Here is a 13,205-nt window from a genome sequence, read left to right as displayed (position 1 = left end):
CACGAAAGTCGATCCGGAAAGTCGAGATGACGAGCATCCACGAGGCGCTGGGACGGCTCTGGGACGCCGACGACCACGACCGCATGCTGGAGTGCGACGGACGCTGGGCGACCTGGGGTTCCGTTCGGTCGCTCACGGAGCGGATCGACCGGGAACTGACCGCCGCCGGGTGTCAGACGGGTGGCCGAGTCGCCGTCGTGCTCTCCAATCGAATGGAGTCCGTGGCGGCGCTCATCGCCATCTTCCGCGGCGGACGCACGCTGGTGACCATCAGCCCGCTGCAGCCACCGGAAAGGCTGAGCGAAGACCTTGCGGCATCCGGCGTCTCCTTCGTCCTTGCGCCGTCAGCGTTGTGGTCCGACGAGGTATTCAACCGCGCCGTCGCCGACCTCGGGGCAACCGGCTGGAGGCTCGACGAAGGCGAACTCGCCATGTGGGTACGAGGCACGGCGGAAGCAGTCAGTGGCGATCCAGCGGTAGCCATCGAGATGCTGACCTCGGGCACGACGGGTGCACCCAAGCGCATCCCGCTCACCCGAGAGCAGCTTGAGGCCTCACTGGCTGCTGCGTTGCGGCACAACGACCGTCCGGAGATGAGAACCAAGCCGCCGCTGACCGGAACGGTCGGCCTGGTGACATTGCCCATCGTGCACATCGGCGGGCTGTGGTCCTTACTGCAGTCTCTGGTCGCGGCCCGTCCGATCGCGATGCTCGATCGATTCACGGTGCCGGGTTGGCACGCTCTGGTGACGCAGTATCGGCCCGCGGTGGCAGGCCTGCCCCCGGCGGCCATGCGATCGGTGCTCGACTCCGACATCCCGCGGGAGGATTTGGCGAGCATCCGCGCTATCAACGCCGGCACCAGTCATGTCGATCCGGAATTGGTCGACGCGTTTTACGAGCGGTACGAAATCCCGGTCCTGGTCGTCTACGGCGCGACCGAATTCTCCGGCGCGGTGGCCGGATGGACGGTCAAGGACTTCGGCGCGCGATGGACCGACAAGCGGGGCAGTGTCGGACGTGCCTTTCCCGGAGTCCGGCTGCAGGTGGTCGACGATGACGGCGCCGTGCTCGCCCCGGGGGTCACCGGCAGGCTGCAGGTTGCCACACCCCAGGCCGGCAGCGCCGGAGACTGGATCACGACCAGTGACCTAGCGCATCTCGATGCCGAAGGGTTCCTCTACATCGATGGACGCGCCGATGACGTGATCGTGCGCGGCGGTTTCAAGGTGTCCCCGGAGACCGTCGTCCGCGCACTGCGTGCCCATCCGGCGGTGGCCGACGCCGCCGTCGCGCCCGTGCCGGATCAGCGGTTGGGCCAGGTTCCCGTTGCCGCAGTCGAATTGCGCCCTGGGGCGGCCACGGATGGCGAGGCGCTCCGCGAGCACTGCCGGGGCACGCTGACGCCCTATGAGGTGCCCGCCCGCGTCTTCATCGTCGACGAGTTGCCTCGCGGGGCGGCGCTCAAGGTCGACCGACGCCGTCTGATCGCAATCCTCGAAAACCTTGGCTTACCGCCTGTTCAAGCGGCCGGAGCAGGCCGACCTCTGCCGATTCCAAACTAATCAGAAGGAGACTTCATGGCTCAAGCCGTGACTGAGATGACCAATCCAGCCGCTCTCGTCGAGCGGCGAGGCAACGTCACTCTCATCACCATCGACCGGCCCGAGGCGCGCAATGCCGTCAACGGCGCGGTGAGCACGGCAGTCGGCGACGCGTTGGCGGTGGCCCAGGACGATCCCGAGGTATGGGCCGTCGTCATCACCGGTGCGGGCGACAAATCCTTCTGTGCTGGGGCCGATCTCAAGGCCATCTCGCGGGGCGAGAACCTCTACCACGCCGAGCACCCCGAGTGGGGCTTCGCCGGCTACGTGCATCACTTCATCGACAAACCCACGATTGCCGCGGTGAACGGCACGGCACTGGGCGGCGGCTCCGAGCTCGCACTCGCCAGTGATCTCGTGATCGCCTGCGAGAGCGCCTCGTTCGGGCTGCCCGAGGTCAAGCGCGGTCTGATCGCCGGAGCCGGCGGCGTGTTCCGGATCGTCGAACAACTGCCGCGCAAGGTCGCGTTGGAATTGGTGTTGACAGGTGAGCCGATGACAGCGGCTGACGCTCTGCGGTGGGGCCTGATCAATGAGGTGGTGCCGGACGGCACCGTCGTGGAAGCCGCCCTGGCGCTCGCCGAGCGGATCACTTGCAACGCGCCACTGTCGGTACAAGCCAGCAAGCGGGTCGCCTACGGCGCTGACGGGGGGATCATCGCCGCGGAAGAGCCCAAGTGGGAGCGCACGTCTCGCGAGTTCACCGAGCTGTTGAAATCCGAAGACGCCAAGGAAGGCCCGCGGGCGTTCGCAGCGAAGCGCCAACCCATCTGGAAGGCACGTTGAGCATGGGACGAGTACAAAACAAAGTCGTTCTGGTAACTGGAGGGGCCCGCGGCCAGGGCCGCAGCCACGCCGTCAAGCTGGCCGAGGAGGGCGCTGACGTCATCCTCTTCGACATCTGTCACGACATCGATACCAACGAATACCCGCTAGCGACATCACGTGATCTCGAAGAAGCCGGTCTGGAGGTGGAGAAGACCGGCCGCAAGGCCTACACCGCCGAGGTCGACGTGCGGGACCGAGCGGCGGTGAGTCGCGAACTCGCAAACGCGGTAGCCGAATTCGGCAAACTCGACGTGGTAGTCGCCAATGCGGGCATCTGTCCCTTGGGCACTCATCTGCCGGTTCAGGCATTCGCCGATGCCTTCGACGTCGACTTCGTCGGCGTGGTCAACACCGTGCACGCCGCGCTGCCGTATCTGAAGTCTGGTGCGTCGATCATCACCACCGGGTCGGTCGGCGGGCTGATCGCCGGTCTGCTACCCCCGGGTGCGGGCGGGCCGCAGGGTCCCGGCGGAGCGGGTTACAACTACGCCAAACAGTTGGTGGACTCCTACACGCTCCGGCTCGCGGCGCAGCTGGCACCACAGTCGATCCGCGCCAACGTCATTCATCCGACCAACGTGAACACCCCGATGCTCAACAGCGAGCCGATGTACCGACAGTTCCGACCAGACCTCGAGGCGCCGAGCCGCGACGACGCCTTGCTGGCCTTCCCGGCCATGCAGGCGATGCCCACCCCATATGTGGAAGCCTCGGACATCTCGAATGCGGTCTGTTTCCTGGCCTCGGACGAGTCCCGGTACGTGACGGGCTTGCAGTTCAAAGTCGACGCCGGCGCAATGTTGAAGTTCTAGGAGGGATCAATGACCACCACCGAGAAGACCGGTGCCGAGGCGGCCGCCGAAGAGGGCCGCATCACCGACGAGGACATCGAACGCGCTAAGGGGCAGATCGGAATTCCTGTCCACCAGCGCGACGAAGCGTGGCACAAACTGCCGTCGGCTGATGCCATCACGCACTTCGCCTTCGGCTGCGGTGACGACAACCCGTTGTTCCACGACCCGACCTACGGACCCGCCACGCGCTGGCACGGACAGATCGCATCGCCGACCTTCCCGATCGCGACGGGCCTGGATCAGACCCCGAAATTTACCGATCCGGAGCGGAAGAAGCTGTTCCGCGGTCTCTTTCGCGGTACCGGCAAGTACTACTCGGGGGTGAAGTGGACGTGGTACCGCCCGATCTACGCGGGTAGGCCGGTGTTGGCGGAGAACTACACGCTGGATGTCCAGGTGAAGGACAGCGAATTCTCCGGTGGCCGTTCGGTCAAGGAGACCTATCGCTACCTCTATGTCGACATCGACGGAAATCCGATCGCCACCCGTGACGAGTCCTATATCAACGCCGAGCGTCATGGTTCGAAGAAGTCCGGGAAGCTCAAGGACATTGAGCGCAAGCACTGGACTCCCGAGGAGTTCGCTCAGGTCGAGGAAGAGTACGAGGCTGAGGTACGGCGAGGAGCCGATCCGCGATGGTGGGAGGACATCTCGGTGGGAGATGAACTTCCGGGAATCATCAAGGGCCCGTTGACCGTCGTCGACATCATCTCGATGCACATGGGCTGGGGCTGGGGTGGCTACGGCGTGGGGCCGCTGAAATTCGCCCACCAGCTGCGCAAGCGGATGCCCGCCTTCTACCAGCCGGATGAGTATGGCGTTCCTGATGTCGTGCAACGACTGCACTGGGACGCTGAACGCGCTCAGGCACTGGGTATTCCGGCGCCGTATGACTACGGCCAGATGCGCGCAGCGTGGGTGAGTCACCTGCTCACCAACTGGATCGGTGACGACGGCTGGCTGGCCGAGATGGACCTTCAGTTGCGCGGCTTCAACTACCACGGAGACGTGCACCGGTGCACCGGCAGGGTCACCGCGAAGGGTGACGGAGCCGAAGACCCGGTGTCGCTGGACGTATTCGCCACCAGCCAGCGAGACGAAACCACCACGCGTGGCACGGCCAAAGTGTTGCTGCCGTCGAAAACGACGGGGGCTGTCGCGCTGCCGATCCCGGATGCCGATCTCAGAAGGCGCGGGGCGCAAGTCGTTTCGCGGATTTCCGGTAGGGTCGGCGAAGAAATGCGACGACTGTATGGAGAGTGAGAAAGGCGTATGAAGAGACTCGTTCTAGAGCCGGAGCATGTGGCGTTCCGCGAGACGGTGCGGCAGTTCATCGAGCGTGAGCTCATGCCCAACGCCGAGAAGTGGGAGAACGACCGTCTTGTGGACCGATCGGCGTTCGTCGCTGCTGGCAAATACGGTTTGATCGGGTTCAACATGCCCGAGCAGTACGGCGGCGGCGGTGTCGATGACTTCCGCTTCAACGCGGTCATCGACGAGGAGATCGCCCGCTACGGAGGGCCGGCACCTTCGCTGAGCTTGCAGAACGACGTTGTGGGACCGTACTTCTCGTCGTTGGCTAACGACGAACAGAAGGGACGCTGGTTGCCGGGCATCATCAGCGGCGAGCTGATCGTCGCCGTCGCGATGACCGAGCCTGGCGCGGGCAGCGACCTGGCTGGCATCCGCACCTCGGCCGTCCGTGATGGCGACGACTGGATCATCAACGGCGCCAAGACATTCATTTCCTCGGGTATCAACTGCGATCTGGTCGTAGTGGTCTGCCGTACCGACCCCGAGGCCGGACACAAGGGCTTCACATTGTTGGTCGTCGAGGCCGGCATGGACGGCTTCAGCCGCGGGCGAAAGCTCGCCAAAATGGGCTTGCACTACCAAGACACGGCCGAGTTGGCCTTCGAGAATGTCCGAGTCCCGTCGGCCAACCTACTGGGTAAAGAGGGACGCGGCTTCTATCACCTAATGGCCAACCTCCCGTCGGAACGGTTGTCCATCGCCATCTCGGCGATCGCAGGCGCACGGGAGACCTGGCGGCAGACGTTGCAGTATGCTAAGGACCGCAAGGCTTTCGGCCAGTCGATCGGTAGCTTTCAGCACAACCGATTCCTGTTGGCCGAGATGGACACCGAACTCGAGATCGGCGAGCAATACATCGACAGATGCCTTCAGGCGGTAGTGGACGGTGAACTGACTGCGGTCGAGGCGTCGAAGGCCAAGTGGTGGTGCACCGAAACGGCCAAGAAGGTGATCGATGGCTGCGTGCAGTTGCACGGTGGCTATGGCTATATGACGGAATACCGCGTTGCGCGCGACTATATGGACAACCGCATCATGACGATCTTCGGTGGCACCACCGAGATCATGAAGGACATCATCGGACGCGACCTCGGCCTATGATCCCGTTGTGGTGAATGGTATCTCGGTCGCGCGCGATGGTGCGGTGCTGCGGATCCGGCTCGACCGGCCGGAGAAGCTCAACGCCGTCGACGCCCCCTTGCTCGACGAGTTATCGGCCCGGCTGGGCGATGCTGCGGCAGATCCGGCGGTCCGTGCGGTGTTGCTCAGCGGCGCCGGGCGAGCGTTCTGTTCCGGCGGCGACCTGACCGGCGGTGAGACCGAGGGAGCGGCCCATGCCGCCAACCGGGTGGTCCGGGCGGTCACCTCGCTACCAAAACCCGTCGTCGCAGGGGTACACGGTGGCGCGGTCGGGTTCGGGTGCGCGTTGGCGCTGGCCTGCGACCTGGTGGTAGCCGCACCATCGGCATACTTTCAGTTGGCGTTCAGCCGAGTCGGACTGATGCCCGACGGCGGTACGTCCGCGCTGCTGCCAGGGCTGGTCGGCCGGGCGCGTGCCGCGCGGATGGCAATGACAGCCGAAAGAGTCTCCGCGGCAACTGCATTCGAATGGGGCATGATCGCCCACGTCACGTCTGTGGATGACTACGAGTCGGTACTCGAGGACGTGCTGCAGTCGGTTGCGTGCGGGCCCACAGTGTCATTCGGCTGGACCAAGCGCGCGCTGGCCGCAGCGACCCTGGGCGAACTCGAGCCGGTACAAGCGATCGAAGCCGAGGGGCAGCTGGCGTTGATCGACACCGCTGACTTCCGCGAAGGCGCGCGTGCCTTCCGGGAACGTCGCAACCCGGATTTTCGTGGCAACTGAACAGAGGAGAGTCGACGTGACAATCCAGAAGGCACGAGTAGACGGGCTGGACATCGACTACACCGACACCGGAACGGGTCCAACCGTCCTGTTCGTACACGGCGTCTACGTGACCGGCGCGCTGTGGAACGACGTCGTGGCCGAACTGGGGGAGGGCTTCCGCTGCATCGCCCCGACGTGGCCGCTGGGCGCGCACAGCACACCCACCGACGGCGCCGACCTGCGTGCCGAGGCGGCGGCGCGGCGCATCGTCCACTTCATGGAGGCCCTCGACCTGAAGGATGTCACCGTGGTGGCCAACGACACCGGTGGTGGGCTGGTCCTGGCGTCGCTGGGTGATCCGGCGCTGGACACGTCCCGGATCGCCCGTTTGGTGTTGACCAATTGCGATAGCTACGAACACTTTCCGCCCGGCTCGTTCGCCCAGATCGTCAAGCTGTGTCGGTTCAGCTCGGCAGTTGGTGGCGCAATTTTGCGCCTGTTGGCCACGGGACCGGGGCAGAGCTTCTTCCTGAAGGCCGTGTCCAAGCACGCCCCGAGCCCGGAGCGGCAGCGGGAGATTTTCGGATCCTTCGCCACCAGCGGAGCGGCCCGCCGCGACGCCGTTACGGTCACCGCCTCACTGGATTCGGCTCTGACATTGCGCGCCGCGCCGGCGATCGAGGCGTTCGACAGACCTGTCACCTTGACGTGGGGTACCGAGGATCAGCTGTTCCCCCTCGACCACGCCCGACGGCTACGCGATGCGTTTCCGCATGCCACGTTGATCGAGATCCCCGACAGTTCCACCTTCGTCATGCTCGATGCGCCAAGGGAACTCGCCGAAGCGATCCGCAACGGATGACCGAGGCAGAAATGTGGCAGTGTACTGGCGTAGTTGCCGAATCGTACGACGCTGGAGAGTGCTGACGTGGCAGGTCCGCTGAAGCTGGTGATCGGCGCGAGTGGCTTCCTCGGTTCGCACGTGACGCGGCAACTGGTGCAGCGCGGCGATGCCGTCCGAGTCCTGCTGCGGCGCACCAGTCCTACCGTGGCGATCGATGACCTTGACGTCGAACGCCGCTATGGAGACGTCTTCGACGATGAGGCATTGCGTGACGCGATGACGGGTTGTGACGACGTGTTCTATTGCGTTGTCGACACCAGGGCCTGGTTGCGGGACTCGACGCCGTTGTTCCGCACCAACGTGGAGGGGTTGCGTCACGCACTCGATGCTGCAGCAGATGCGGATCTGCGGCGCTTCGTCTTCACCAGCACCATCGGGACGATCGCGCTGAGTACCGACGGCCTGCCAGTGACCGAAGACAAACCGTTCAACTGGCTCGACAAGGGTGGGGGCTACATCCGTTCCCGCGTCGAAGCAGAGCGGCTCGTCCTACAGTACGTCGCCGAGCGTGGGTTGCCCGCAGTTGCACTGTGCGTCGCAAACACCTACGGCCCCGCTGACTTTCAGCCGACCCCGCATGGCTCACTGGTGGCCGCGGCGGCCCGCGGCAAGATGCCGGTGTACGTCAAGGACATGTCGATGGAAGTGGTCGGCATCGAGGACGCCGCTCGCGCGTTGATACTCGCCGCCGAAAAGGGCCGCGTGGGCGAGAGGTACATCATCTCCGAGCGGTTCATCAGCGCTCGCGAGCTCTATCGTACGGCGGCCGAGGCGGGAGGAGCGAAACCGCCGCGGTTAGGGGTTCCGTTGAAGGTTATGTACGCGTTGGGTTTTGCTGGAGACGTGGCCGCAAAGGTGCTGCGGCGCGACCTACTGCTGTCCACTCTGTCCGTGCGGCTCATGCACATCATGTCCCCGATGGACCACGGCAAGGCCGTGCGGGAGCTTGGGTGGCAACCGAAGCCGATCCACGATTCGATCCGTAGCGCCGTGGCGTTCTACCAAGCGCGCCAGCCGCCGCACCCTTTCTCGCGGCGTTGACCTGGTGACGATACGTCGGCGCAGTAGTACGGGGTCCAACAGGAAGGCACCGCCAAGTCATCAGATAAGCGCATCGTGTTACAAGAATGAGGGCCTTTCACGCGCCGCGGGCCACAGGCAGTTCAGCGGCGCCGTTCGCTTCGGGTCCTCGGATGGAAGGGAGTGACGTTCGTGGCGAAGAGTTTTCGGTTCGGTGTTGCGCTGTCGACGCTGAAGTCGCGATCCCAATGGCGGGACGCCGTACGGCGCGTGGAGGACTTCGGCTACGACGTTCTGCATTTGCCGGACCATCTCGTCACGCCTGCGCCATTTGCCGCGTTGCTTTCCGCCGCGGAAGTCACGACGATGCGACTCAGCCCGTTCGTACTCAACGCCGGGTTCTACAAACCGGCATTGCTGGCTCGCGATGTCGCGGCCATCGACCTGCTCACCGACCATCGATTCGAGCTTGGGTTGGGTGCAGGTTATGTGAAGGAAGAATTCGAAGCAGCGGAATTGGTGTTTCCCAGCGCTCGGGGCCGCGTCGATCACCTCAGCCACATGACAGGTTATCTCCGCGAGCATGTCCCCACGGTGCCGATCATGATCGCCGGATCAGGTGATCGAGTGCTGACACTTGCAGCGAGGCAAGCCAACATCATTGGTCTCAGCGGCAGCCGCGCAAATAGCACTGCGGCCGATCCGCTAGACGACTTGGTGGGTTTCATTCGCGACCGGGCAGGAGACCGTTTCGACGACATCGAGTTGAACCTGATGATTACGGCGTTGCCGCACGATGACCGCGGGGTCCCGAAAGTGTTGCGGACATCGGGCTTTGGACAGAGTCTTTCCGAGGAGCAGATACTCGCCTCACCAACGACGCTTGCTGGTTCGCCCCGCACCATGGCCGATACATTGTGTCGCTACGTCGAGGACTATGGCATTACATACATCAGTGTTCCGCAGTTGCACGCCGAGGCATTCAGCAAGGTGATCGCTCAAATTCGTTGAGGCGTCGGGGCGTTCACGGCCGGACCGGAGACGGTGGCCACACCTGAAGGACACTCTCAATGGACGCTAACCATCGCCAGCCCGGTCGCGGGGAAGTTTCCCGCTGGTCTGCAGTTCGGCGCGTAGCGCCTGCGCGTCAGACGTGTGCTCCAGCACCGACATCACGTCCGCCGACAGCTGAAGGTGCTGGCGCATGCCCATTTGCTCCCAGGCGCGCACCAGCATGGTCTTCGTCGCAATCAAGGTCGACAGCGGCGCCCTGGCAATCTTGGCCGCCAACGCTTCCGTCACCGGCTCGAGCTCGTCGCGGGTGACGACGCGGTTGACCAATCCCATCCGCAGCGCGTCCTCAGCGGTCAATGTCTGTGCAGTGTAGAGGTATTCGGCGGCGCGCTTGAAGTTCATAAACACCCATGGCTCGATCATCGTTTCCCCGCCCGCGAAGCCGAGGCCGGGGACCAGTGGCATCTGAAAGTAAGCGTCCTCGGATGCGATAGTGACCTCGGGCAGCAGCGCCCAGTAGGTTCCGCCGCCGATCGCGTAGCCGTGCACCTGGGCAATCATCGGCTTCGGGAATTCCCAGTATCTCAGCGTGGGCCAGAGGAACAATTCCTTTCCGCCCTGGTAGTTGCTCCCCATGTTGGCCTGTGACTCGGCGAACTCGGGGTAGGCGTCGGGGGCGATGACATGTCCGGCGCAGAAGCCCTTGCCGGTGCCCTTGATGATCACCACCTTGACCCCGTAGTCCTGGCGGGCCTCATCGAGGCAGGAATCCACTTTGCTCACCATCTCCGAGGACTGTGCGTTCGCCCGCTCCGGCCAGTTGAGGATGATACGGGCGATCGCGCCGTCGCGCTCATAGCGCACGACGCCGTGATCCCCACTGTAGGACGGCCTTTCGGTCATTTTTGCCGGGTCCTTCCTGTTGCCCCGATCAGGTCGTTCAGTCGGTGTGCGACCGCGCGGGTGCTTTTAGCGCAGGGCTAGATGCCGCCCCGGGCGATCAGTTGTGAGGCGATGACGTTGCGCTGTATCTCGTTTGTGCCTTCTCCGACGATCATCAGCGGGGCATCACGAAAGTAGCGCTCGACGTCATACTCGGTGGAATAGCCGTAGCCTCCATGGACTCGGACGGCGTTCAGCGCGATCTCCATGGCGATCTCGGACGCGAACAGCTTGGCCATTCCGGCCTCCATGTCGCACCGTTCGCCGCTGTCGAACTTCTCGGCGGCATACCGCGTCAGTTGGCGTGCCGCCGTCAGCTTGGTGGCCATGTCGGCGAGATAGTTACCGACGGACTGGTGCTTCCAGATCGGTTGGCCGAAGCTCTCCCTCTGTTGCGAATAGGCCAGGGCGTCCTCCAGTGCGGCGGTCGCAACGCCCAAAGCGCGGGACGCGACCTGGATTCGGCCGGTCTCGAGTCCCTTCATCATGTGACCGAAGCCCTTACCGGGCACACCGCCGAGCACCGCCGATGCCGGCACCCGACAGTCGTCGAATGACAACTCGCACGATTCGACACCCTTGTAGCCGAGCTTGGGCAGATCCCGCGACACGGAAAGGCCCCGACCGTGCTCCACCAGCAGCACCGAGATGCCTTTATGGCGTGGGACGGCGCCGGGATCGGTCTTGCACAGCAGCGCTATGAGTCCCGATCGCCGGGCGTTGCTGATCCAGGTCTTGGAGCCGTTGATGACGAACTGGTCCCCGTCGGCACGCGCGGTCGTGGTCATCGCCTGTAGGTCGGAGCCCCCGCCCGGCTCCGTCAACGCCATCGTGGCGCGCAGCTCACCGGTCGCCATGCCTGGCAGGTACTTCTGCTTTTGTTCCTCGGTGCCGAACAACGAGAGCAGCTTCGCCACGACGGTATGCCCACCCATCGCGCCGGCCAAGCTCATCCAGCCGCGGGCAAGCTCCTGGGTCACCTCGACGTAGCACGGCATCGAGACCGGCGATCCGCCGTACTCCTCAGGCACGGCCAGGCCGTAAATTCCGATGCGCTTCATCTGTTCGATCCACGCCTCGGGATATTCGTTGGCGTGTTCGATTTCGCGGACGGCAGGCTTCACGTCTCTATTGACGAAGTCACGCACCGTGCGGACCAGCATGGTCTCTTCTTCGCTGAGAAGCGCGATCACGGGGCGGCCTGATGGATTTTGCTGGGGGACAAGGGCCTAGCCGACCAACTCTTTGGCTATGAGTTCGATGTCCGCGCGAAAGTCGGAGAAGCTGCGGCTGGCCGGCTCAACGGTGATCCAAGTCACCCCGGCATCGGCGTACTCGTTCAGTCGTGGCTTCACTGATTCGACGAAGTCTCCACTGTCGCCACTCACGAGCCGAGCGGCTTCGAACGGAACGAATGACACATCAGCGGGTGCACGTCCGAGTTCGGACCGTCGCTGGTTCACTCCCGAGATGAGTTCGGCCAGTCGGGCGATGTCCTCAAGCGGCGGGGTCCGCGTGATCGCCGCCGTCTCGGCAGACTGGCCCATCGGAATCCAGCCATCGGCGGTGTCGACCACCCGGCGCTGCGCGGCCTTGCTGTTCCCGCCGATCCAGATCGGGGGTCCCCCGGCCGTGGCGGGGAGGGGCAGTGCCACATGGTCGGCGATCCCGAACTCGGGCCCGTGGTGCTCCTCGCCCGCCCAGGTGGCCTTCCACGCGACGATGGCCTCGTCCAACAGCGCTCCGCGACGGTGGAAGTCAGCTCCGAGAGCCTCGAACTCGGTTTTCAGATATCCGGCGCCGGTACCCAGCGTGAACCGGCCACCGGATAGTAGGTCGAAGCTGGCGGCGGCCTTGGCGGTCAGGTAAGGGCTCCGGTAGCCGGACACCAGTATGTAAGTCATGAGTCGCAGTCGGGTGGTGGCCGCGGCCGCGAAGCTGAGCGAGACGAACGGATCGAAGGCGTGGTGCCCGCCGTTGGCCAACCACTGGTTGTCGGGGAAAGGATGCTCGCTCATCGAAAAGCCTTGAAAACCAGCGCTTTCGACCGCTTTGGCGACCTCGCCCAGGCTGGCTCCCTCGCTCCAACGTTGCCAGTGCTTGACGGCGCGCATCGGAAACATCACGTTGTACTGCAGGTTCACCGGGAATCCTTGAGTTGTGAGCGCCAGTCGGGCATACGCGCGCCCGAGGTCAGCTCCGCGCTGCGGCGGCTGCCCGTAGGTCGCGTGCGCTCTGGAGTTGTGGTTCGTGGTTGGCTTCGTAGCGTTCGATCCACTCGTGGGGCAGTTTGGCCCAGGCTTCGCCGATACGTAGGCGTTGGGCGGAGCTGAACACTTCGGCGGCCACGACGTCTCCGACGAAGATGGTGTTCTCGTCGTTGTCCAGTGATCCGCTGATACGGCATTCGACGTAGCTGTGGGCGTCAAGCAGGATGGGTGCACCGGTGATGCCGCGCTTTGTGCGCAGTTTGGCGATCTTGTCGCCGTCGCGCCCGGAGCTGCCGCCCAGGGTCATCAGGATGTCCATCGAGGCGTCGATCTCCTCGGGGCCCGCGGAGAGCATGTGCATGACGAAGATCCCGGAGTTGACCAGCATGTCGTGGGTGCGGTTGTACTTGGTCAGGCTCACGGTGGCCCGGGGTAGTTCGGGCACGATGCTGGCCGAGCCGGCCGACAGCGACATCAGGCCGTTGGCGAAGCCGTTGTCGATCGTGGTGACCGCCACCGGGAAGGGGCGCAGACCCGCCAGCACCTTGTCCGCGGCCGCGACATCGAGCGTCATATGTGTGTCTCCTCGGGGCTGATCTCACGGCATTCGTCGAGCCGTATGCCCACATTATTACCGCATAGTACTGTCAGAATCAAGCCTTATGT

13 protein-coding genes are annotated in these 13,205 nt (G+C 64.1%); 9 read left to right on the top strand and 4 right to left on the bottom strand.

The genetic code is table 11. From position 1 onward, the window contains the following. The first annotated feature begins 26 nt into the window (after positions 1-26). The 9 genes from AC0KS4_RS12725 to AC0KS4_RS12685 all read left to right on the top strand — a co-directional run bounded on the left by AC0KS4_RS12725 (position 27) and on the right by AC0KS4_RS12685 (position 9,384). The gene (locus tag AC0KS4_RS12725; RefSeq protein ID WP_064939763.1) at positions 27-1,565 is read left to right on the top strand and encodes a class I adenylate-forming enzyme family protein; all 1,539 of its coding nucleotides are present in this window, start codon (positions 27-29) and stop codon (positions 1,563-1,565) included. 15 nt (positions 1,566-1,580) lie between these two features. Further along, on the top strand, positions 1,581-2,390 hold the full coding sequence (locus tag AC0KS4_RS12720) for an enoyl-CoA hydratase-related protein (RefSeq protein WP_238956033.1): 810 nt from the start codon (positions 1,581-1,583) through the stop codon (positions 2,388-2,390). Between the two features lie 2 nt (positions 2,391-2,392). Next, positions 2,393-3,244: a mycofactocin-coupled SDR family oxidoreductase gene (locus AC0KS4_RS12715; protein ID WP_064939765.1), complete on the top strand. Its 852-nt coding sequence runs from the start codon at positions 2,393-2,395 to the stop codon at positions 3,242-3,244. A gap of 9 nt (positions 3,245-3,253) precedes the next feature. Beyond that, a complete protein-coding gene (locus AC0KS4_RS12710; protein WP_238956032.1) occupies positions 3,254-4,549 on the top strand; it encodes an FAS1-like dehydratase domain-containing protein in 1,296 nt (431 codons plus the stop codon). A 9-nt stretch (positions 4,550-4,558) separates the two neighbouring features. Next, a complete protein-coding gene (locus AC0KS4_RS12705) occupies positions 4,559-5,701 on the top strand; it encodes an acyl-CoA dehydrogenase family protein (RefSeq protein ID WP_064939769.1) in 1,143 nt (380 codons plus the stop codon). A gap of 10 nt (positions 5,702-5,711) precedes the next feature. Continuing rightward, on the top strand, positions 5,712-6,467 hold the full coding sequence (locus tag AC0KS4_RS12700) for an enoyl-CoA hydratase-related protein (RefSeq protein WP_308193081.1): 756 nt from the start codon (positions 5,712-5,714) through the stop codon (positions 6,465-6,467). A 46-nt stretch (positions 6,468-6,513) separates the two neighbouring features. After that, positions 6,514-7,311, top strand: coding sequence for an alpha/beta fold hydrolase (locus AC0KS4_RS12695; RefSeq protein WP_238957296.1), 798 nt, complete (start codon positions 6,514-6,516; stop codon positions 7,309-7,311). A gap of 66 nt (positions 7,312-7,377) precedes the next feature. Next, positions 7,378-8,394, top strand: a complete 1,017-nt coding sequence (locus tag AC0KS4_RS12690; protein WP_238956030.1) for an NAD-dependent epimerase/dehydratase family protein — start codon at positions 7,378-7,380, stop codon at positions 8,392-8,394. A 171-nt stretch (positions 8,395-8,565) separates the two neighbouring features. Beyond that, positions 8,566-9,384, top strand: a complete 819-nt coding sequence (locus AC0KS4_RS12685) for a TIGR03621 family F420-dependent LLM class oxidoreductase (protein ID WP_238956029.1) — start codon at positions 8,566-8,568, stop codon at positions 9,382-9,384. Positions 9,385-9,450: 66 nt separating this feature from the next. Here AC0KS4_RS12685 and AC0KS4_RS12680 read toward each other — a convergent pair whose 3' ends face one another. The 4 genes from AC0KS4_RS12680 to AC0KS4_RS12665 all read right to left on the bottom strand — a co-directional run bounded on the left by AC0KS4_RS12680 (position 9,451) and on the right by AC0KS4_RS12665 (position 13,113). Further along, positions 9,451-10,290: an enoyl-CoA hydratase-related protein gene (locus AC0KS4_RS12680; RefSeq protein ID WP_238956028.1), complete on the bottom strand. Its 840-nt coding sequence runs from the start codon at positions 10,288-10,290 to the stop codon at positions 9,451-9,453. Between the two features lie 77 nt (positions 10,291-10,367). Then, positions 10,368-11,519 carry an acyl-CoA dehydrogenase family protein gene (locus AC0KS4_RS12675; RefSeq protein ID WP_041785639.1) on the bottom strand — a complete coding sequence of 384 codons (1,152 nt, stop codon included), beginning with the start codon at positions 11,517-11,519 and terminating at the stop codon, positions 10,368-10,370. Between the two features lie 39 nt (positions 11,520-11,558). Continuing rightward, positions 11,559-12,473: an LLM class F420-dependent oxidoreductase gene (locus AC0KS4_RS12670; RefSeq protein ID WP_238956027.1), complete on the bottom strand. Its 915-nt coding sequence runs from the start codon at positions 12,471-12,473 to the stop codon at positions 11,559-11,561. A gap of 49 nt (positions 12,474-12,522) precedes the next feature. Beyond that, the gene (locus AC0KS4_RS12665) at positions 12,523-13,113 is read right to left on the bottom strand and encodes a flavin reductase family protein (protein WP_014384966.1); all 591 of its coding nucleotides are present in this window, start codon (positions 13,111-13,113) and stop codon (positions 12,523-12,525) included. Positions 13,114-13,205 lie beyond the last annotated feature (92 nt).

The sequence above is a fragment of the Mycobacterium sp. NTMscope_MAC_12 genome (assembly GCF_976985675.1).
This window is presented reverse-complemented; position numbering and strand designations above follow the sequence as displayed.